Here is a 22,380-nt window from a genome sequence, read left to right as displayed (position 1 = left end):
CACTTGCCCGGGGAGTCAGCCGGCCTGCAGGCGGTCAGCCACTACGCCTGCGACCGCCCGCGCCAGCGGGGGCGGCACTGCATTGCCGATCTGTCGGGCGATTTCGGCCTTCGTCCCGTGCCAGACGTGTCGCTCGTCGAAGCCCTGCACGACCGCGGCCTCGGCGTGCGTGAGCGCGCGGTTGACCTGTTCTCCCCCGTTCTCCCACTGCGGGTGGAGGAACCGCCCCTTTTCCGGCTTGAAGAACTCGGTTCGGATGGTGACCGCCGGCTGATCCCAACGCAGCCGCCCCAGCACGTCACTGGCACCCGCCGGGTTCTTCCTCCAGCAGGGGTACTGCAGTTCGACAGGGAGCTGAAGTCGACTTTTACCCGGTGCGATGTGCGCGTACCGGATCTCTGATGTGAGGTCGTACCTCCGTGTCACGTGGAGGTCCCTCAGCTTGAAGGGGCCAGGAACCTGGAAGTTCTGGAAGTCTGCCGTCGACTCCGGGAACCACTCATCGCGTACGCCCGGCTCCAGGACGACAGGCCCGGCAAGGAAAGCATCACGCAGGCTCACCCACCGCAGCACATCGCCGATCGGGTTCTTGGCGTGAGTTACAGGCGGCTCGACTACGGGTCCGATCCGTGAACCGATGATGATGGTGCGAATTCGTTTCTGCGGAGTACCGAAGTCAGCGGCGTTCAGACGGAAGACCTGGGTACGGAAGTCGGCGAGCTCGCCACCATTGCTCGCTGCGGTGCGCAACAGCTCGAACTCCGGCGTCTTCGCGAACCGATCGACGTTCTCGAAGACGAACATCCGGGCGTCGGACTCCCGGACGACCCGGACGAACTCCCGCCAAAGCTGGTTGCGGACGTCTTCGGGGTCGCGCTTACCGAGCGCAGAGAAGCCCTGACACGGTGGCCCACCGATCACCAGATCGGCACGAGGCACGTTCGTGTAGTCGGCGATGTCACCGGCGAACGTGTGACCACCCGTCGGGTCGAAGTTCGCCGCGTAAGTGGCCGCGGCCGACCGGTCGACCTCGACCGCCCCGACGCTGACGAACTCGCCGTCATCCAGGAACCCCCGCGTCATGCCTCCACAGCCCGCGAACACGTCCAGCAGCTTGAAGTGACCCACTGCCGCCCTAGTCCGCTAGCGCGCGAGCGAGGTGGCTGGCGATGGCCTTCCCCAGGGGAATCGGGACGGCATTACCGATCTGCCGGGCGATCGACACCTTGGAGCCCACCCACTTGTGATGCGGAGGAAATCCCTGAATCAGGGCGGCCTCGTAATGGGTCAGGGCGCGGTGCTCAACCGGATGCAGGTAACGCCCCTTCTCGGGCTTGAAGAACTCGGTACGGATCGTCACCGACGGTTTGTGCCAGGAAAGGCGCCCCATGACGTCGGCGGACCCGGTGGTGTGCTTCTTCCAACAGGCAGGCAGGAGTTCCCAAGGAATGTCGAAGCGATTGCCATTGTCCTCGATGGAGCGAATGCGCTTCATCGAGATTGGCGAGTACGTGCGACCGATGTGGAGCTCGGACGTGGAGAAGACGCCTGGCAATGAGCGGCCACCGACCGGCGTACGACGCTCAGGCAGGTCGGTCGTCTCCACGCGTAGAGGCACCCCACCCAGGATCTCCAAGAGCGTGACGTGTCGACCGACATGCGTCGGCATCGGCAGCCCAGGTGACGGGACATCGCGACGGTGGCCGATCAAGATGGTCCGACGCCGGGCTTGTGCCGCCCCGTAGTCCGCGGCGTTCAGCAGGCCCGCCTCGAAGTCGTAATCCGCCAGTAGACCATCGGGCTCGGTGGCCGCTCGGAGGTCGCCGAACTGACTCGACTTCAGGAAGGCGCCGACGTTCTCGAGCACGAAGTACTTGGGCTGTGCCCGGACGATCGTCCGGGCGTAGTCGCGCCACAGGACGTTCCGCACGTCCTCCACATCCCGCTTGCCCAAGGTCGAGAAGCCCTGGCACGGTGGACCCCCGATGATCACGTCGACGGACGGGACCTCGCAGGTCCGGAGCCAGTCGCCGATCGGGCCGACGTGGACGATGTCGCCAAACGTTGCGGCGTAGCTCGCTGCCGCTTGGGGGTCCATCTCGACCGCTTGAACGGTCCGGAAGGCTCGGGCGGCGTGAAAACCCTCCGTCATCCCGCCGGCACCGCTGAACAGATCCAGTACCGTCGCTCGCGGATCCGGGACTACGCCCTCAGGCACGGAAGGTGACGGCGAGAGCGCGGACTGCACGGCCGAAGACTAGCCGGCCGGTATGACGATCCCGAGGCGACGGACCGACGATGACCGAAGATCACAGCCTCATCACCTTCCCCCGGCCGCTCAACCCGTCCGTGGCTCGGCGCATGTCCCGACAGGGCCGCCGTGACACCGCCCCTGAGATCGCTCTGCGGAGTCAGTTGCACCGACGCGGACTGAGGTTCCGCGTCGACTGGCCGCTACCCGGTATGCCACGCAGGCGTGCCGACATCGCCTTCACCCGGCGGCGCATCGCGGTCTTCGTCGACGGCTGTTTCTGGCATGCGTGTCCTGACCACCGGACGGCGCCGGCGACGAACGCCGACTGGTGGGCGACTAAGTTGGAGACGAACATCAGCCGGGATCGTGACACCGATGGGCATCTCCGCCGGCTCGGTTGGACGGTCCTTCGCTTCTGGGAGCACGAGAGCCCGGTGAGCGCTGCAGACTCGGTGGAGGCGGCAGTGCGCGCCGCCGCCTGCGAGCCTTCGCGTGCAGACAGTTGATCACCGGGGCGGGCCTCTAACTGCGGACACCTGAGGTTGCACGAACCGAACTGCTGGTGCTTACGAGACTGGATGGGCCCCGAGCCACCGCACGCCCTCGACGCCTCACATAGAGTCGCCGGGCTGAGGCTCAGCGCCACGAGGGAGGGCCATGTCGGTCGGCCAGACACATCCAGCGGGAAGCGTCGTCGTCGTACGAGACGAGGAGTGGGTCGTCTCCTCCAGCGAGCGCGCCGGTGACGGCTGGAAGGTCCGCTGCGCCGGTCGGACCGAGCTCGTCCGCGGCACCACGGCGACCTTCTTCGACAGTCTGGACAAGATCGACCAGCTCGATCCAGCGAAGGCGGAGCTGGTCCAGGACACCTCCCCCAACTTCCGGCGCAGCCGACTGTGGGTCGAGGCCGTCCGCCGCAAGACGCCGGTTCCGCTGCACGAGCCGGGTCTCACCGTGGCGCAGCACATGCTCCTCGACACGAACGAGTACCAGCGTCAGGCCGTTCAGAAGGCGTTGGACCCGAGACGACTCCGCCCCCGCCTGCTCATCGCGGACGCCGTCGGGTTGGGCAAGACACTCGAGATCGGCATGACGCTGGCCGAGCTGCAGCGTCGCGGTCGCGCAGACCGGGTCCTCGTCGTGACACCCCGGCACGTGCTCGAGCAGATGCAGTTCGAGCTGTGGACCCGCTTCGCCATTCCGCTGGTGCGTCTCGACTCCGAGGGCATCGCCAAGGTGCGTCAGCAGCTGCCGGCGAGCCGGAACCCCTTCACCTTCTTCCCGAAGGTGATTGTCTCGATCGACACGCTGAAGTCGGCCAGGTACCGCACCCACCTCGAGCACCACCACTGGGACGTCGTGGTCATCGACGAGGCCCACAACCTGGCCCGGTCGTCGACGTTGAACAGCCAGCTCGCGCGAACCGTCGCTCCGAACACCGAGGCACTCATCCTGGCGTCGGCCACTCCCCACAACGGGGACGCCGAGTCCTTCGCCAACCTGGTCAACCTGCTCGACCCCACGGCCATCGTCGACCGGTCCGACTACGACCTGCGCGACATCCAGAGCCTCTTCATCCGACGCCACCGCAACTCACCGGAAGTGGCGCGCGAGGTGAACACCACCTGGGCCGCGCGGCCGGTGCCGCAGCTCCTCCCGGTCGTGGCCTCCCCCGCCGAGGACGCGCTCGCCACGGAACTGTCGGAGGTCTGGCTCCATCCCCGCGAGGGGGCAGCGCCCGTGACGGGCCAGGGGCGTCACCTGTTCCCCTGGACGCTGGCGAAGGCATTCCTCTCGTCACCGGCCGCGCTGCTGGAGACGGTGCAGAACCGGCAGAAGACCCTGGCCGACAAGGGAGAGAGCCACACCGCCGAAGGCTCGGCTCTGGCACGGCTCGCCGAACTGGCCGAGGTGGCGGAGGGCCAAGGCTCGGCCAAGCTCGATGCCCTGCTGACCCACCTCCGGTCCATCGGCATCCGGCGTGGGAGCGACATCCGCGTGGTCCTCTTCACCGAGCGGCTCGCCACGCTGCACTGGCTCAGGCGCACCCTGCCCGCGGCGCTCAAGTTGCCGGACGAGGCCTTCGCAGTCCTGCATGGTGCGATGCAGGACACCGAGCAGCTCGAGGTCGTCGACGCGTTCGGTCGCTCCGGCTCTCCCATTCGCGTCCTCCTGACCGGCGACGTCGCCAGTGAGGGGGTGAACCTGCACAAGCAGTGTCACCACCTCGTCCACGTCGACATCCCGTGGAGCCTCATCCGGATCGAACAGCGCAACGGCCGTATCGACCGCTACGGACAGGTCCACCCACCGCAGATCACCGCCCTGGCCCTCACGACGTCCGACGAGCGTTTCAGCGGCGACGTGCGCGTCATCACCAGGCTTCTCGACAAGGAGCACGCCGCACACACGGCGCTCGGAGACGCCGCGAGCCTCCTCGACCTCCACGACGTCGACCGCGAGGAAGCAGCGATTCGCAAAGCTCTTGCCGAGGGCCTGGACCTGGACGAGGTGGTGCCCGAGCCCGCACAGCTGACCCCTGCGGTCTCGGGGCTCGCGGTGCTCGAGTTCCTCAACTCTGCGGCCGCTGCCACCCCTCCCACTGTCCCGGAATGGGAGGAGCGGGGGTTGTTCGCCAGCGAGGTCGACTTCCTCCGGGAAGCGCTGCACGAGGCGTTCAAGGCGCCCGCGGCGTCACCGGAGGCGGGCGGCGTCGGATGGCGCGAGCACGATGACGAGGGCGTGGCCGAATTGGTTCCCCCGGCCGACCTTATGACCCGACTCACCGCGCTGCCGCAGAGCTACCTTTCCGAGCGCAAGGTCCGGGATCGACTTCTGCTCGCGACCACCCGCACGGCGGCCGAGGAGTCGCTGCGCCTCGCCCGTGCCGGTGAGACGACTCAGTGGCCGACGGCGCACTACCTCTCGCCGCTGCACCCGGTGCTCGACTGGGCCGTGGACCGCGCACTCTCACAGCTCGGCCGCAACCACGTCCCCGTTGCGCTTGCCGACGTGCAGGTACCGACCGCGATCACGCTCGGCACCCTCAGCAACCACCGAGGCCAGGTCGTCCTCCGCAGCATCGTGGCCCAGGAGTTCCACGACGGCGCCGCCGAGCCGATGGTCGTGGAGGACGTCGCCACGCTGCTGGACGACTCGGGCTTCACGAGAGCGAGCGCCAACACCGGCGCCGAGATCGACCTGCTGCGTCACCAGCCACTGGTCCCGGCCGCCGTGTCGCAGATGCGCCGCTGGATGCAGACCCTGCATGACCTGCGGGTCGCTGCGGTCGTCGAGCCGATCGAGCAGGCGAAGGAGCGCATCGAAGGTTGGAGCGAGCAGGCCGAGGCGCTCGCCTCCACGCGGACCCCGGCGCAGGCAACCAAGTCGCGACGCGACATCGAGCGCATCCGCCGAGATGCGAACCAGCTGGCAGAGAGCCTCGCCGCCCGTCCGGATCCGATGGTCCGCGTGCTGCTCCTCCTGCTCCCCCGGAAGGAAGGCCAGTGATGTCCGGCTTCGACAGCATCGTGGTCGGCAACGATCTCGTCTCCGAGCACTGGCTGGCCGAGCAGTTCCCGGTGACGGTCAGGTCGCTTCGAGCGGCGTGGAAGGAGCGCGAGGAGCATAGGAAGACCACACCTCGCTCCGGTCTGCTCGCGCTGGCCAGCAACTTCGGCGTCGACCTGGCACGTCTCCGCGAACGTGCCGCGATGGATCGTGATGACCCCGACGGCCTGCGCCGACTGCACGCGTCCATCCGGACTGCGCTTCAGCTGCCGGGCGACGAAGGCACGTGGGTGGGTGAACGGGGCGGCGCGGAGCTGGCCGTCGCCGCCGTAGCGCTCGGGGCTCCCGAGGGCACCCCTCTTCTGATCCTCCAGGCACACGACGCCGGCACGGTCGAGGACCTGCTCGACGCAGAGGGCAAGGGTCGGCTGCTCACCCCGGCCCGGCTCGGCCCGACGACCGTCGAGGCCACGGTCACCGCCGTCAGCGAGGTGTTCCAGTGCGAGGAACCGCCCGCCCTGGTGCTGGTGACCGCCGGAGCCTGGCTTCTGTTGGCCGAGCGGGGCAGCTGGCCGGAGGGGCGATGGCTGGCCGTCGACCTCGCCACCGTGTGCGACCGCCGAGACACCCGAGCAGCAGGGGAACTGGAGCTGGCAGCGGCACTGCTGTCCGCGGACACCCTCATGCCAGGGGACGACGGATCGTCGCTCCTGCTGACCCTGCTCGAGGAGTCGGTCAAGCACGCTATCGGCGTCTCGCAGGACCTCCGCGACGGCATCCGAGAGTCCATCGAGCTCCTTGCCACCGACGTCCTGCGCCGCCGGCGTCTCGACGACCTACCCGATGACGTGCCCGACCTGGCCCGCGACCTCACACGCCAGTGCCTGCGCTACCTCTATCGCGTTCTGTTCCTGCTCTATGCGGAGGCGCGCCCGGAGCTGGGCGTGCTGCCCACCGGAGCGCCCGAGTACTCCGAGGGGTACGGACTCGACCGCCTGCGCGAACTCGTCCTGACCGAACTCACCTCGGAGAGCGCGCAGAACGGACGCCACTTCTACGAGTCGCTCGCCACTCTCTTCTGCCTCGTCAACGAGGGCTACCCACCCGAGATCTTGGACGGGGCGGGCACCCAGACGCTGGCGGAGGCGCCGACGGACGACAGCGGCGAGCTGCGTTTCGAGGCGCTCCGCGCAGACCTCTTCTCGGACGACGCTGTCACCCTGATCGACGGGGTCGGCCTCGGCAACCGCTGCCTGCAGCAGGTGCTGAGCCGGCTGCTCCTCAGCAAGAAGCGAAAGGGACGCGACCGCGGCTTCGTGTCGTACGCCCAGCTCGGTATCAACCAGCTCGGCGCCGTCTACGAGGGGCTGATGTCCTACACAGGTTCGATCGCCACGGTGCCTTCCGTAGAGGTCGCGAAGGACGGTGACCGCAGCAAGGGCTCCTGGGTCGTGCCGCAGTCCGCGACCGAGGGTTTCGACGAGTCCTGGTTCGTGCAGGTGACCGATCCGGAGACGGGCGTGCTCCGTCGTGTCACGTATGCCCCCGGCAACTTCGTCTTCCGCCTGTCCGGCTACGACCGGCAGCGGAGCGCCAGCTACTACACGCCGGAATCGCTCACCCAGCTGGTGGTGAGCCACTCACTGGCCGAGCTGCTCGACCAGGACGGCAGAACGACGCCCGCTGCGGACATCCTGTCGCTGACGATCTGTGAGCCGGCGCTGGGCTCCGGCGCCTTCATGGTGGAGGCCGTTCGCCAGCTGGCCGACCAGTACCTCCGCCGACGTCAGGCCGAGCTCGGTACCCGGATCCCCGCCGAGGATCACCCTGCCGAGCTGCAGAAGGTGAAGGCGCACATCGCGCTCCATCAGTGCTACGGCGTCGACCTCAACGCGACCGCCGTCGAACTGGCCGAGATCACTCTCTGGCTTGATTCCATGCACCCAGGCCTGCGAGCCCCGTGGTTCGGCCTGCACCTGCGCCGAGGCAACTCCCTCATCGGTACCCGCCGCGAGGTGTACACGCAGAAGGAGCTCGACAAGAGGGCCTGGCTCAGCACGGTGCCCGCGGCCAGGCGGCTGGAGACACCGATCGAGGCCGGCGAGGTGCACCACTTTTTGCTGCCCGCCACGGGATGGGGAGCCGTCGCCGACGCCAAGGAGGCGAGGGAGCTCGCTCCCGACGCCCGGGCCAAGCTTGTGGACTGGCGCAAGAAGGTCACCGCGGCGCTGTCGAGGGAGGAGCAGAAGCGGCTGGCCGCGTTGGCCCAGCGGGTCGAGGTGTTGTGGGGCCTATCCCTGCGCCGACTGGAGATAGCCGAGGCCGAGGTCAAGCGGCATATCAACGTGTGGGGTGCCGACGATCTGCCCTCCGGGACGGGCGCGGTGCAGCGCGAGCAGATCGAGGCAGTCCTCACTGACCCGGACGGTGTCTACCAGCGGCTGCACCGGGTGATGGACGCCTGGGCCGCACTGTGGAGTTGGCCGGTGACCACGGACGTGGCGCCGCCGACCCGCGAGCAGTGGTTGCGTGCGCTGGAGATGCTGCTCGGCACTGTCAGCAAGTCGGAGGCAAAGGCCGGCCGGGGCATGTTCGCCGACGTCGAAAGCTGGGACGACCTGGACGTCGCCGAGCACGACGACCGCGCCTGGAGCCAGTCGCGCACGGTCGCCCGAGTCCTCGACGAGCACCCGTGGCTGCGCGTCTGCGAGGAGATCGGACGGCGGGAGGGCTTCTTCCACTGGGAGCTGACCTTCGGTCCGGTGTTCGCCCGTGGCGGCGGATTCGACCTTCAGCTGGGGAACCCGCCTTGGGTGCGTCCGGATTGGGATGACGCGCTCACGTTGGCGGAAGCCGACGCCTGGTTCGGCCTGGCCGACAAGCCATCGGTCGCTGCGGTGCGAGACCGTCGAGCGGCCGTGCTGGCCGCTCCCGCCGAGGCCGCCCTCTACCTGGATGCCCGAGCCGCCTTGGCTGGGCTGAGCGAGCACCTCGGTAGTGCTTTAGACCGCCCTCTCCTTACCGGGCTTCGCCCGGATCTATACCGCTGCTTCATGGACCGCACCTGGCGGTCGATGGCACCGCATGGCATTGTCGGGCTAATTCATCCCGAGTCACACTTTACCGAAGCTCGTGCTGGCGGGTTGCGTCAGCAGACCTATCGTCGCCTCCGTCGCCACTGGCAATTCCGCAACGAGCTTGGCCTATTCGAGATTCATAACACCATCGAATACGGGGTTGCTGTCTACGGCTGGCCTCGAGACCCGCACTTTCAAAACGCGGCGGTGATTTGTCACCCGGACACGATAACTGGCTCGCTGCGCCACGACGGAACCGGACCCGAGCCTGGAGCGAAGAACGACGAAAATCAGTGGGATACGCGTCCCCACGCCCGCAGGATTATCCCTGTTAGCGCAACCACCCTGGAGAGCTGGGCTGCGCTCATTGACGAGCCAGGCACAGCTCCCGAAGAGGCGCGCATGCTTTACCCGATCACGGAATCGAGCCAGCGGGTGCTCGACAAGCTTGCGCATGCCCCACGGTTCAGCGCGACCAACTTCACCTGGACCACTGGCTGGAACGAGACTATCGACCGACAGGCTGGCTTCTTTCGGGGCGAGTCGGCCGTCCCGGAGCGCTGGGCAGACGTCATCCTTCAGGGGCCACACTTCGCGGTTAACACACCATTAGCCAAGCAGCCGAATCCCACGATGAAAAGCAATAAGGACTACTCAGCCTGGGACCTCGAGACGCTGCCAGAGCGGGCCATCCCTCGAACGAATTACCAGCGTCAGAAACCAGCGGAGCAGTACTCCGCTGGCTATCCCAGGTGGAGCGGCAAGCCAAGCAACGAGTTCTTTCGACTCGCCTGGCGACAGATGGCGAATTCGGCCAATGTTCGAACACTCATTGCCGCACTGATTCCGCCTGGCCCTACCCATGTACACGTCGTACACAGCCTGACGACCGAGTCTCTGCGGGACCTAGCTATCGCGTCCGGAATGTGGAGTTCTCTCGTTGTTGACTTTTTGGTGAAGGTTAGTGGCAGTGGCCATATTCAGGCGCACTTCGCCGCAAGATTCCCACAGCCGAGCGAGCACGCCCTAATGCCAGAACTGATACTTCGGGCGCTACGCTTGAATTGTCTAACCGGTGACTACGCGCCGCTTTGGGACGAGCTTTTCGAACCGACCTGGCAGCAGGACGCATGGACCCGCGCGTTGCCCGCCGCACCGATGGGCGCCGTCGAGAAGCAGTGGTCAATGGCCACGCCACTCCGACGGAACGCGGAGCGTCGGCAGGCGTTGGTCGAGATCGACGCGCTAGCCGCGCTGATGCTCGGGATCACCGCCGAGGAGCTCTGCGCCATCTACCGGACCCAGTTCGGCGTGCTGCGCAAGTACGAGCGCGTCATGCAGATGGACGCGAACGGCCGGCAGGTGCCCGGTGAGGTACTCAAGGAGTACGCCAAGAAGGGCGACCGCGCAGACCTCGGCCGATATGAACTGCCCTTCACGGGCGTGGACCGGGGGGCGGAGATGACCATCGCCCACGCCGAGTTCTCCCGGCGGCTCGCGGAACGATGAGACATGCCGGGTCCAGCGCGCCAACGTCGGATCGCCCGGTCGCATCGCCGGAACCGGGGACTCCACCGGGCGACAGCTACCAAGAGGGCGTAGTTCTCACGCATAGTGTGGGCGCCGTGACATGGAACGGGGAAGGTCATGCTGCCGTCATTGGTCGCTGAGGAGCTGCGCGCTTCGCTCACGAGCTTTCTGGGCACCACGTTTGCGCTCGCTGACGAGGACGTCCGCGCCGAGCTGGAGCGCTTCATCGCGGACGAGGAGCACGGCGTCTTCCGAGGCCCGTTCGTCCGACTGCGGTTGCCCTTCCGACCGGCGGAGGACGGTTGGCAGGACCTGCTCGGCTTCGTACCGCGCGGCTTCGCCCCGCACCGCCACCAGGCTGAGGCCTGGCAACGACTGTCGTCCCTGCACCACCCGCCGCAGCCGACCCTCGTCACCACGGGCACGGGATCCGGAAAGACCGAGAGCTTTCTCGTCCCGCTCCTCGACCACTGCCGGCGCAACAGCCACGTCCGGGGCATCAAGGCGGTGGTGCTCTACCCCATGAACGCCCTCGCCAACGACCAGGCCCGACGGGTCGCTGGCTTGGTGCACGACCACCCCGACGAGCTCGGCGGTGTCCGGGTGGGGCTCTACACAGGAGACTCCCCCGACTCCTCGGCCATGTCCGAGGGCTCGGTCATCGGCAACCGCTACGAGCTGCGCAGCAATCCGCCGGACATCCTGCTCACCAACTACAAGATGCTCGACATGCTCCTGCTTAGGAGCGAGGACCGACCGCTGTTCGAGGGCGCCGGCCACTCGCTGCGCTACCTGGTCCTGGACGAGTTCCACACGTACGACGGCGCCCAGGGCACCGACGTCGCCATGCTGCTGCGTCGTCTCGGCATGGCCATCGGCACCACCGGGATCGACGGCCCCCTGACGGGCATCGCCCCCGTCGCGACCTCGGCGACGCTGGGGAACAGTGCAGGCAACACCCAGGCACTCCGCGACTTCGCGGAGACGGTCTTCGGGACCGCCTTCCCCGCCAAATCGGTGGTGGGCGAGAACCGGCTCACCGCGGAGGAATGGGCAACCGGGCCCCGGGGGTCCGTCCCCCTCCTCGACCAGGTCGCCGAAGCCCTCGCACTCTGCACGTCCCACAAGGAGGTCGTGGAGGCGGCACAGCACGTCTTCCTGGGTGCGGTCGCCGCGGACGAACGCGCGCTGGGCGCACTGCTCCGCGCGCACCCCCTGACCCGTCGTCTGGTGACGGCGGCCGCCGACGCCCGTCACCTGGCGGACGTCGCCGCCGAGATCGAGCCCGGCTGGGCTGCACGTCCCCGCGAGGCCCGCGCAGCTGTCTCGGCCTACCTGGCGATGTTGAGCGAGGCCCGGGACGAAAACGGCCGCCCGTTGCTCGCCGTGGACGTGCAGTTGTGGGTGCGAGAGGTGCGCCGGGTTCTCCGCCGGCTCGACGTCGCGCCGCGCTTCGAGTGGTTCGAGGGCGTGGCCCCCGTGCACGGCCATGCCATGGCCGCGCTCTTCTGTCGCCACTGCGGTCGCTCCGGTTGGGGGGCCGCCGCCAAGGCGGCGGGCGGCTACGGCATCAACCCCGATACCGTCTGGCGCAGCTCGATGACCGAGCGGCGGCTGCAGCGGGCATGGATCTTCGCCCCCGGCGAGGGAGCGGCCGGGGACCCCCGCGTCCAGTGGGTCGACGGCGACACCGGGGAGCTGTCCCGCACCTCGACAGGGCGGCACACCACTGAGGTACCCGTCATCGTGACCCCGGACGACGATGCGGCGCGGAAGGACCGGTGCCCGCTCTGTGGGCTGGACGACGGCATTCGCTTCCTGGGGTCCAGCGTTGCCACGCTCACCTCCGCGGCGCTCGGGCACGTGTTCGCCAGTCCCGACATCGAGCCCGCCCAGAAGAAGACGCTCGTCTTCACCGACAGCGTTCAGGACGCCTCCCACCGCGCCTCGTTCATCGAGTCGCGCGCCTACGTGTTGAACAGGCGCTCGCTGCTGCTCCGCGCCATCGGACCGGACGGCTGCACGCTCGATCGCGTGGGTGACAACCTCACGGCAGCAGCGCGCACCTCGGAGGAGCGTTACGCCGTCCTGCCCCCGGACCTGAAGGAGCACGCCACCTTCCGCCGTTACTGGCAGGAGGAGCCGGTCGGCGAGGTCGTCGCAGCCGTCGCGAAGCTCATGGGTTTCGCCGCGGCGCTGGAGTTCGGCCTCTCGGCCCGGGTCGGCCGCACACTCGAACTGACCGGCGCCGCGACGGCTCACGTCCATGTCGAGTCGATGTCCGACCTGGTGGACGCCGTCCTCGAGACCGTCGAGGGGCTCCCCGTGCAGACGGCCCTGGAGGACGACGCGCTCACCGTCCAGCTGGAACTGGGCGGTCGAGGTGGGCCGGCGACCGTCCGATGGGCCCGCGGAATTCTCGAGCGCATCCGACTCCAGGGCGGCATCGACCACGACTGGCTGGACAAGTACGCCGCCTCGGGCGGGGATCGCTACAGCATTTGGGGCGGACGACCCCGTCGAGAGGGCATGCCCGCGTTCCCGCGCGGACGACCGGCGCCGAGCTTCCCCACCACGGCCGCCGCGTCCGAGGCCTTCGACACCGTGACTGGCCCGAAGGGCTGGTATGCCCGGTGGACGGCGCGAGCGCTGGGCGTGCCGACCGTCGATGCACCCCGTTACGTGCGAGCCCTCCTCGACGCGTGCACGTCCGCGGGCGTGCTCACCGTCGTCCAGACGGACGGCAAGAACCGGGTGTGGAAGCTTCCCTCGTCGCGGGTACACGTGCGCCGAACCGAGGGCCGGCGACCTGGAGTCCTCCGTTGCACGGTCTGCTCGAGCGACGTCCCGGCACCGGACGAGATCCTGGCCGAGCTCGACGGTGCGCCCTGCATGCGCGTGGCCTGCCCGGGCGCCCACGCGGTCGCGACGCTCGAGCCGGACTACTACCGGGACCTGTACCGCGCCGGTCGCGTACGTCGGATCGTCGCCCAGGAACACACGTCGCTCCTCCAAGCGGACGAGCGGGTCCTGCTGGAGAAGCGCTTCAAGCAGCCGACGCAGGGGGCCAGCGACCCGAACGTGCTCACCTGCACGCCGACGCTCGAACTCGGCATCGACATCGGCGACCTGACCATGGTGGCTCTGACGTCGATGCCGCGATCGACCGCCTCGTACCTGCAACGGGTCGGCCGAGCAGGCCGGCTCACCGGCAGCTCGCTCGTCCTGTCCCTGCTCCCTGCTCGCCCGCTCGAGCTCCAGCGACTGGTGGACCCGCTCACCATGATCGCCGGCGAGGTCGTCCCACCGGCCTGCTACCTGGACGCCGTGGAGATCCTCCGCCGTCAGTACCTCGCCTCCCTCATCGACCGACAGGCGCGCTCGGAACAGCCCCGCCCGATCCGGCGGGCGATGGACGTCTTCGCTGGCGGACTCGCCCCCACGTCCTACCTGGGTCAGCTCATCGCGGACGCGCGGGCACACGCCGAGGACTACGTCACCGAGTTCCTGCACGGGTTCGGCGATGCCGTCTCCAAGGAGACCGCCGAGGACCTGCGTCGCTGGGCCGGCGTCGACACGGGAGCCGAGGTCCCCGAGATCGAGCGCGCGGTCGAACTCGCCTGCAAGACCTGGATGGCGGACGTCGCAGAGCTGGACAGCAGGAAGAAGGCCCTGCAGACGGAAGCCGATCGCATGGACGAGCTGCCGTCCCTCGACGACGCGCAGAAGCGCGACCGCAAGCGCACGCTCGGGGAACTGGCCGCGATCCGTCGGACGCTGTCCGAACAGCGGACGTCGTACTGGATCAGCGTCCTCGAGGCAGTCGGCTTGCTGCCCAACTACGCCCTGCTCGACGACTCGACCCACCTGGACGTGGCCCTGTGGTGGACGGACGAGGAGTCCGGAGCCGCCGAGCGCAGCGACGACACGTACGTCCGGGGAAGTCGCACCGCCCTCAGCGAACTCGCTCCCGGCGCGACCTTCTACGTCCGCGGGACGTCGGTGGAGATCGACGGGGTGGACCTGGGCAGCAGTCGCAACCCGGCGACCGAGGACCGGCGCTACTGCCCCTCCTGCGGCTGGTCGGCACCGGCCAGCACGGTCGTCACCGCCTGCCCCCGCTGTGACGACCCCGCGGCCGCGGACACCGGCCAGATCGTCCGCACCCTGCCCTTCCGCAAGGCCTCCGCCTATGCGTCCAGAGAGCTCGCTCAGCGGGACGAGGACAGCGACGACCGTCGCCGGACGTCGTTCACGGTGATCACGACCGTGGACGCGGACCCTGCCGACATCGCCGTCGCCTGGGGCCTCGAGGACTTCCAATTCGGCGTCGAGGTCCTGCGTCGTGCCGACATCCGGTGGATCAACGTGGGGCCGTCGGCGCGCAACGGGGCCTCACTGCGGATCGCAGGGACCGAGGAGGCCGCGCCCCGATTCGAGGCATGCACCTCCTGCGGGGTCGTCTGGGCGGCGCAGCGCGGGGTGAACAGCGCCGCTGAGGCGCGTCACCGCGGGTGGTGCTCCCAGCGTCGGTCGCCTCGAGCCGACGGCTGGACGAACGTCGTCCTGACCCACACACTGCGGACCCAGGCGGTGCGCCTCCTGGTCCCCCCGGTCGTCCTGGTGGACCGGACGCTCCTCACGTCCTTCCGCGCAGCGCTGCTCCTGGGCCTGCGCGAGGTCCTGGGCGGAGATCCCGACCACCTCGACGTCGTCACCGCCGTGGACCCCGCACCCGGCTCGGTCGAGCGGTGGGCCATGGTCCTGCACGACACCGTCCCGGGCGGCACCGGGTACCTCGCCCGCTTCGGCGAACCGGAGGAGGTCCAGCGCCTGCTGCAGGCCGCGCTCGACGCGCTGCAGACGTGCTCGTGCCGTGACGACGACGTCGCCGCCTGCCACCGCTGCCTGCTGCCGCACGTCCCCCCGCACATGGCCGAGTTCGCCCGCCGTGACCGCGCCGTCGAGCTGCTCGTCGACGTTCTCCGCGACTGGGTCCCCCGGGAGATCCCGTCGCTGCGCGACATCGAGGTCGGCCCGCACGACACGCCCATCGAGCGTCGCTTCCGTCAGCTGCTCATCCGCTGGGCGAGGTCCCAGGGCGCGTCGGTGACCACCCAGGCCACCAGCTTCGGGGACCGCGCGGACCTGGTCTTCCCGGCAGCGCTGGGCGGGCTGCGTTGGAAGCTCACACCGCAGGTGAACCACGGCTTCGTGAAGCCCGACTTCGACCTCGTCACCGACGACCCCGACGTGCCGACGATCGCCGTGTTCTGCGACGGGGTGCGGTACCACGCACATTCCGACTGCAACCGGGTCGCGGACGACGCGGTGAAGCGTCATGAGCTCCGCGAGCAGGGCGTCCTGGTGTGGGCGCTGACCCATCGTGACCTCGACGCGTTCGAGGCGGCCCTGGACAGCACCGGGGCTGCGCGCCCGGGTTGGGTGACGCCCGAGGTGGCCACGAAGACGTCGGAGTACGGCGTCCAGCTCTGTCAGGCGGGGGACGTGCACGCCACTGCGGTCCTCACCGATCCCGTCTCGGTCCTCTGCGCCTTCCTGCTGCGACCGGCCCCCGCGAGGTGGGCACCTGCGGCGCGAGCGGCCGTGTTCGCGCTGACGACGGGCTTCTGGACCGGCGCCATTCAGACCGAAGGAGCGGCACTCCCAGCGATCCTCCGTGCCGACATGCTCGGCGAGCCGCTCACCGCCCCGCCGGGACCGCACCAGGTGCTGGTGGGGCGGACCGCCGGAGGCGCCGCGCTGGGGATCGACCTGCGCGGCCTGACCGATGTACGAGCCGTCCTGGCCGTCGACGACCGGGATGGCGTCGTCGGAACCGACGGCCACCTCACCGCCTGGCGGGACTGGCTGTCGCTCGGCAACGTCCTGCAGTTCCTCGAGCCGTCGGCCTTCCAGTCGAGGAGCATCGGGGCGCTCCCCGCCGATGCCACCGTTCCCGTCCCGGTGGCCATGAGTCCGGCATGGCGGGAAGTCGCCTCGACCTTCGAGGGCGCCATCGCAGACCTCCTCCGGGAACTGGCCACGACCGGCGTTCCCGTACCGGAAGCCGGCCTGGAGCTGTCGGACGGCGAGTACGTCGTGGACCTGGCCTGGCCGGACGCCCGGGTGGCCGTCGCAGCCGACGACGAGCCAGACCGCGACGACTGGTTGATCGAGCAGGGGTGGACCGTCGTCCCGGTCGACGTGAAGCAGGTCCTGGCCGCTTTCACCCGTGGGAAAGAGGAGTCCTGATGACCGTCGTCATCGCCAAGCAGTACGAGAAGGACCTACGTGTCGACGGCTCCATGAAGGCCCGTGCCTGGGACTTCATGATGAAGCTGAACAACGACCCCGACGCTGTCGGACTCGACCTCAAGATGCCCCAGAACCTCGTTGACCGACGCGTCCGCACCGCACGGGTCGACCAGAACTACCGAGCCGTGCTGTTCGCGCTGCCCAACGACATGCTGGTCATGGCAGCCATCAAGCCCCACGACGCGGCCTACGAGTACGCCGGCTCTGTCCGTCTCGAGATCAACGCCGCCAACGGCGCGATGGAGCTCATCGCCGAGCAAGCGATCCAGCGCGTCGTCCAGGAGTTCCGGGGAAGGCCGCGCCCCCTCGATGCGCCGCAGGTCCTCCCCTTCAGCGCCGTCGAGCTGGTCGACGTCGGCATCCGCAACGACATCGCGGAGCAAGCCGTCCGGGTGGCCAGTGAGGACGAGCTCCTCGCCCTTGTCGAAGACATCCCCGAGTGGCAGCAGCAGGCCCTGTTGGATCTGGCGACCGGCAAGAGCCTCGAGGACGTCCGATCCGACTACGGCATCGGCGACGAGCCGACGGACGACCCCGAGCAGTCCCTGCAGCGGCCCGTGACCCGGATGGAATTCGTGACCATCCAGGACGACGACGAGCTGCGGCGCATGATCGAAGGTGACTTCGAGGAGTGGCGCACCTTCCTCCACCCGCAGCAGCGTGTCCTCGCGGAGCGGCCTGTCTACAACGGGCCTTTCCGCCTGGCCGGCGGCGCCGGTACGGGCAAGACCGTTGTCGCCCTGCATCGAGCCGCCTACCTCGCGCAACAGCCGGGGGTCCGGGTTCTGCTCTGCACCTACAACCGGACTCTGGCGGGCGCCCTCGAATCGCAGTTGCGAAGGCTTGCGTCCCCGGAGTCCCTGCCTCGGATCGACGTGCTGGGCGTCGACCAGGCCGTCAACCGGACGGTGCGGGAGAAGGACCGTGATGTACCGCGCCTCGCCGACGCCAAGCTGCAGGAGCGTCTGTGGGCCGACGCCGTCGCATCGGCCGATGTTCCGCCCGACCTGGTGCCCGTCCTGACGCCGGATTTCATGGCAGCGGAGTTCCGGGCCGTCATGCTCGGCATGCCGTCGCTCTCACGAGAGAACTACTTGTCCGCCAAACGGCCAGGTCGTGCTGTTCGGCTCAATCGGGTTCAGCGCACGGCTGTCTGGCGTGTCGTGGAGGAGTTCCAACGCGGGCTCCGGGCCGAGCGCTCGACGACTTTCGAGCTGCTCACGGCCCGCGCCGCCGAGGTGGCGCAGGAGCGTTATGACCACGTCGTCGTGGACGAAGGCCAGGATCTTCACGCGGGCCACTGGCGATTCCTCCGGGCCCTCGTGGCCCCGGGACCGAACGACCTTTTCATCTGTGAGGACGCGCACCAGCGGATCTACGGCGAACGCCTGGTCCTCAGCCGGTACGGGATCGAGACCCGCGGACGCTCCCGCCGCCTCACGCTGAACTACAGGTCGTCGCGACAGAACCTCCGCTTCGCTCTGGGTGTGATCTCGGGTGCCGACATCGTCGACTCGGAAGGCGAAGCAGAAACCGTGGCCGGCTACCGGGCTGCCTTCGACGGTCCCAGGCCGACGAGCCGCGGGTTCGCCTCGCAGGTCGAGGAGACCGACCACCTCGTGCAGACGGTGAAGAGCTGGATCACAGGAGACGTCGCTCCCAGCTCCATCGGAGTCCTTGTTCGGCGTCAGGCGGATCAAGAACGCGCACGGCAGGCATTACAGTCCGCCGGTCTGCCGGTAGAGGTCCTCGGTAGCACCCAACAGTCGACCCGGTCGGCCGTCGTCATCACGACGATGCATCGAGCGAAGGGCATGGAGTTCTCTCGAGTCGTGGTGTTCGGGGTGGAGTCGAGCGTCGTCCCGTTGAGGTTCCTGCTGGAGCAGGCGCCCGAACCGGACAAGGAGACGGCACTGGCCAAGGAACGGTCCCTGCTCTACGTGGCCTGCAGCCGAGCTCGTGACGAGCTCGTCGTGACCTGGAGCGGCATCCCCTCCCCCTTCCTACCGGAGACGGCCGCGGCATAGCGGCCTCAGTCCTCCACTCGCCTCGAGCAGATCAACAGCGCAACCAGGAGCCCTCTCGTGAACGTGCAGCAGATCCTCGACCTGGTCGACTCGGGCGACATCGCCCTGCCGGAGTTCCAACGCGGGTACGTCTGGAACCGCGAGCAGGTGCGCGGACTCTTCTCCTCCCTCTACCGGGGATATCCCATCGGCGCGTTCATGACGTGGAACACCAAGGCGGACGGGGCCGCAGCCCGCGGAGGGCCGGTGGCTGTTGATGGCACGGTCAAACTGCTGCTCGACGGGCAACAGCGGGTGACGACCCTGTACGGCGTCATGCGGGGCAAAGCACCGAAGTTCTTCGAGGGCAGCACCAGCACCTTCTCCGGCATGCACTTCAACCTCGACGACGAGTCCTTCGAGTTCTACGCGCCGGGCAAGATGAAGGGCAACGCCGCGTGGATCAGCGTCACCGACCTCATGATCCAAGGCATCGGCCCCTTCATCACGCGAGCTCAACAGTTGTCCGAGCAAGGAAGCACGTCACTCGCCGAGTACATCAACCGACTCAACCGGATCACCCAGATCTCGAAGATCGAGGTGCACATCGAAGAGGTCACGGGCGTGGACAAGACGCTCGATGTCGTCGTCGACATCTTCAATCGGGTGAACTCCGGCGGCACGAAGCTGTCCAAGGGAGACCTGGCACTCGCCAGAATTTGTGCGTCGTGGCCCGAAGCTCGGCATCAGATGAACGAGGCTCTCGACGGCTGGAGCAAGGCGGGATACAGCTTCCGGCTCGAGTGGCTGCTGCGTAACGTCAATGCCGAGGTGACCGGGGAGGCGCTGTTCTCGGCCTTGGCCGACGTCGAGACCACGAACGTCAAGGCTGGTCTGACGCAGACCATTAAGCGGATCTCCCATCTTTTGGACATCGTCGCCGGACGGCTCGGCCTGGACCATGACCGGGTCCTCTTCGGGCGGTACGCGTTCCCGGTGATGACCCGCTACCTGCACCATCACAACGGCAAGATGCCCAGCGCCGCCGAACGGGACAAGCTCCTCTACTGGTACATCCATGCGGGTATGTGGGGGCGGTTCGCCGGATCGACGGAGACCGTGCTGAATCAAGACCTGGCCGCAGTCGACGGCGGCGGTATCGACGCCCTGATCGACAACATGCGCCAGATGCGCGGCGGTGACCTGACCGTCAGACCTGCCGACTTCTCCGGATACAGTCTCGGCGCTCGCTTCTACCCGGTGCTCTATCTGCTGACGCGCACTCTCGGCGCGCAGGACTTCGGTTCGGGAGTGCCGCTGTCGGCCCACATGCTGGGGCACCTGACAGGTTTGCAGGTCCACCACATCTTCCCCAAGGCGAAGTTGTACGCGGCTGGCTACAAGCAGGGCGACGTCAACGCGGTCGCCAACTTCTGCTTCTTGACGCAGAACACCAATCTCACCATCAGTGCCGCCGATCCCGCTCGGTACCTCGCGGAGATCGAGGAGCGGAACCCGGGCGCGCTGGCGAGCCAGTGGGTGCCCAGCGACCCGTCACTGTGGCGGATCGACCGGTACATGGAGTTTCTCGAAGCTCGCCGTGAGCTTCTGGCGGCGGCAGCCAACGGCTTCCTCGACTCTTTGCTGTCGGGGAAGGCTGCACATGCTGCGACGAAGGACGTCGGCGCCCCCGGGTCTGTCGTCATAGCTCCCGCGTCAGAGCCGCGGATCGCAGAAGTCGACGAGCTCATCGGGTGGCTCACGGACCAGGGCTATGCCACACCGGAGGTCGGGGTCGAGGTGACCGATCCCGTGACCGGCAAGGCTCTCGCGGTCGCTGAAGCGTTCTGGCCCGCAGGACTCCAGGAAGGCATGGGCTCACCCGTCGTGCTCGAACTGGATCCCGAACAGGCAGACGAGGAAGGTCTTTCAGCCTTGGGCTATCACGTCTTCATGACCTCCCAAGGCCTTCGGGACTACGTCGACCGCCTAGGGCAGGACGAGGTCTCACCGTAGGTGGCCCCTTGGCCTACACGGAGTTCAGAAGCGTGCGTTGGCCATCTCCGCAGCCCATACTCTCTCCTCTCATTGCCGTCCGACGCGACCAGGGTCGAGTCGCCCTCCCCCACGCCCGACCGGAGATCCGCTCAGCGCGTCCGTCCCATGGCGCTCGGCAATCGAGGGAGGATGCGTCGATGCTGCAAGAAGATGTCGAGGCGCGGCTGCGAATAGCTCTGACCACGACGATCGTCGAGGAGTACAGCCTGTTCGTGGTGGGTGCTCTCGAGACACCGCCGAGCGCGCGCGCCGTCGCCGCTCAGTTGGCGTCCCGCCTTCGTCACCTCTTCGACAGCCAGTGGGATGTGGATGTCGAGTACATCAGTCGTCCCACCCTCGGAGAGCTTCGCATCAGATCTCGCTCGCTCCAGCTACCAGCAACCGCCGACATTGTCATTCACCGCCGTGGTAGGGCCGGACGAGACAACAACATGCTCATGCTCGTCCTGATGCTGCAGGAATCGCAGGAGTTGGGTAATGAATTCCAGCGGCTGTCCAGTTTGATGGCCGCCCATGGGTACCAGCACGCCGTCCTCCTCAACTTCAACCTCGCCTGCGCCGGGGCAGACGGCGAGCCGCCGGTCGTCGTACTACCGACCTGGCATTGGATCGACGCCGAGACGACAGGCCCAGACGTAGTTGCGAAGGATGCAGCTCATGCGCTCTGTCGGCGCGGCCACCGAAAGGATTCCCTGTTGAGTCGGGATGGCGAGGAGGAGGGTCCGCTCCAGCTGGAGATGTTCCCCGCAGTACGGAAAACCTGTCGAATAGAGATACTGCAGCAGCTGGGGATCCGCTACGGGAATTGGATCAGGTCGGACATCCCGAGTGCCATCTTCGTGCAGGATCCAGGTTCATTCACGTTGGAGATCCATACTGGGCATGGCGGCGACCGTCCCGACAAGATCGATCTCGACGGATACTTCGAACCCGCCGATCCCGTCGGGATTAATGTCGCGGAGTTCTTGAGGTGGAGCGAGGACTCCATGATCATGCTCTGCGACGCCCTCTTGGAAGAGAGAGCCGTACAAAAGATCGCGATCTCTCTCGGATACGCGAATGAAGAAGATTACTGGGACTTCTAGTTCCGCCCGGTGGGCTTGCCGCCTTCCTTCCCGTCACCCCGAGGACCACACCGACCGCGACCCCGCCCCAGCGCACGTCCCGTCGACCACCGGCGCCGCCGTCCCCAGCCCCTTTGGCAGCCGCAGGACGGCGAGCACCACCAGGACGACGGCGATCGACACCACCTCCAGGGCCAGCGCCACCCGCGCCGACAGCTGGATGCCGCGCACCGTGCACCGCCCGGCCAGCCCGCCCACCAGCAGCACCAGGTGCGCCACGGACGACGACGGCAGCGAGAACAGCGCAGCCAGGTACAGCGCGCACCCCCCAGCACCGACACCGACACCGCCGCGTAGCCGATCGCCAGCGACCACCCGCCCACCACGGCACCGGCCGGCCCGAGCCCGCGCGCCGCGTACGTGTTGACCCCGCCGACCGCGGCCAGCCGCTGGGGGAACAGCGACACGCACCAGCCGACGAGCAGCACCAGCACCGTCGCCGCCACGAACACCGCAGGGTCGCGCGTCCCGCGCCGACCAGCACGATCGCCGGTACGGCGATC

At 67.9% G+C, this 22,380-nt stretch carries 10 protein-coding genes; 7 read left to right on the top strand and 3 right to left on the bottom strand.

Annotation, left to right across the window (positions count from 1 at the left end; genetic code table 11):
- Window positions 1–15: 15 nt before the first annotated feature.
- Together O2W18_RS07015 and O2W18_RS07010 are read right to left on the bottom strand one after the other, a co-directional pair.
- Entirely contained in the window at window positions 16–1,128 is a 1,113-nt protein-coding gene (locus tag O2W18_RS07015; RefSeq protein ID WP_269186830.1) for a DNA cytosine methyltransferase, read from the bottom strand.
- A 7-nt stretch (window positions 1,129–1,135) separates the two neighbouring features.
- Window positions 1,136–2,248, bottom strand: a complete 1,113-nt coding sequence (locus tag O2W18_RS07010) for a DNA cytosine methyltransferase (RefSeq protein WP_269186829.1) — start codon at window positions 2,246–2,248, stop codon at window positions 1,136–1,138.
- A 50-nt stretch (window positions 2,249–2,298) separates the two neighbouring features.
- Here O2W18_RS07010 and O2W18_RS07005 point away from each other — a divergent pair, with 50 nt between their 5' ends.
- From O2W18_RS07005 to O2W18_RS06975, 7 genes are all read left to right on the top strand, one after another.
- Window positions 2,299–2,760 carry a very short patch repair endonuclease gene (locus tag O2W18_RS07005; protein ID WP_331254064.1) on the top strand — a complete coding sequence of 154 codons (462 nt, stop codon included), beginning with the start codon at window positions 2,299–2,301 and terminating at the stop codon, window positions 2,758–2,760.
- Window positions 2,761–2,911: 151 nt separating this feature from the next.
- Window positions 2,912–5,764 (top strand): SNF2-related protein, encoded by a 2,853-nt coding sequence (locus O2W18_RS07000; protein ID WP_269186828.1) that lies wholly within the window; start codon window positions 2,912–2,914, stop codon window positions 5,762–5,764.
- The gene (locus tag O2W18_RS06995) at window positions 5,764–10,350 is read left to right on the top strand and encodes a DNA methyltransferase (protein ID WP_269186826.1); all 4,587 of its coding nucleotides are present in this window, start codon (window positions 5,764–5,766) and stop codon (window positions 10,348–10,350) included. Before O2W18_RS07000 ends, O2W18_RS06995 begins: the two co-directional genes overlap by 1 nt.
- Window positions 10,351–10,488: 138 nt before the next feature.
- Window positions 10,489–16,626: a DEAD/DEAH box helicase gene (locus O2W18_RS06990; RefSeq protein WP_269186825.1), complete on the top strand. Its 6,138-nt coding sequence runs from the start codon at window positions 10,489–10,491 to the stop codon at window positions 16,624–16,626.
- Complete coding sequence (locus O2W18_RS06985; RefSeq protein WP_269186824.1) at window positions 16,626–18,716, top strand: 3'-5' exonuclease; 2,091 nt, start codon at window positions 16,626–16,628, stop codon at window positions 18,714–18,716. The genes O2W18_RS06990 and O2W18_RS06985 overlap by 1 nt, the downstream gene beginning before the upstream one ends.
- A 57-nt stretch (window positions 18,717–18,773) precedes the next feature.
- Window positions 18,774–20,711 carry a GmrSD restriction endonuclease domain-containing protein gene (locus O2W18_RS06980; RefSeq protein WP_269186823.1) on the top strand — a complete coding sequence of 646 codons (1,938 nt, stop codon included), beginning with the start codon at window positions 18,774–18,776 and terminating at the stop codon, window positions 20,709–20,711.
- Between the two features lie 179 nt (window positions 20,712–20,890).
- On the top strand, window positions 20,891–21,838 hold the full coding sequence (locus O2W18_RS06975; RefSeq protein ID WP_269186822.1) for a hypothetical protein: 948 nt from the start codon (window positions 20,891–20,893) through the stop codon (window positions 21,836–21,838).
- A gap of 33 nt (window positions 21,839–21,871) precedes the next feature.
- On the opposite strand, the gene O2W18_RS06970 is transcribed toward O2W18_RS06975, so the two are convergent.
- Window positions 21,872–22,192: a hypothetical protein gene (locus tag O2W18_RS06970; RefSeq protein WP_269186821.1), complete on the bottom strand. Its 321-nt coding sequence runs from the start codon at window positions 22,190–22,192 to the stop codon at window positions 21,872–21,874.
- Window positions 22,193–22,380: the final 188 nt, after the last annotated feature.

This window comes from Modestobacter sp. VKM Ac-2983 (genome assembly GCF_026967885.1).
Taxonomy (GTDB): domain Bacteria; phylum Actinomycetota; class Actinomycetes; order Mycobacteriales; family Geodermatophilaceae; genus Modestobacter.
The sequence above is the reverse complement of the archived record's forward strand: the minus strand, read 5'-3'. Positions and strand labels throughout refer to the sequence as shown.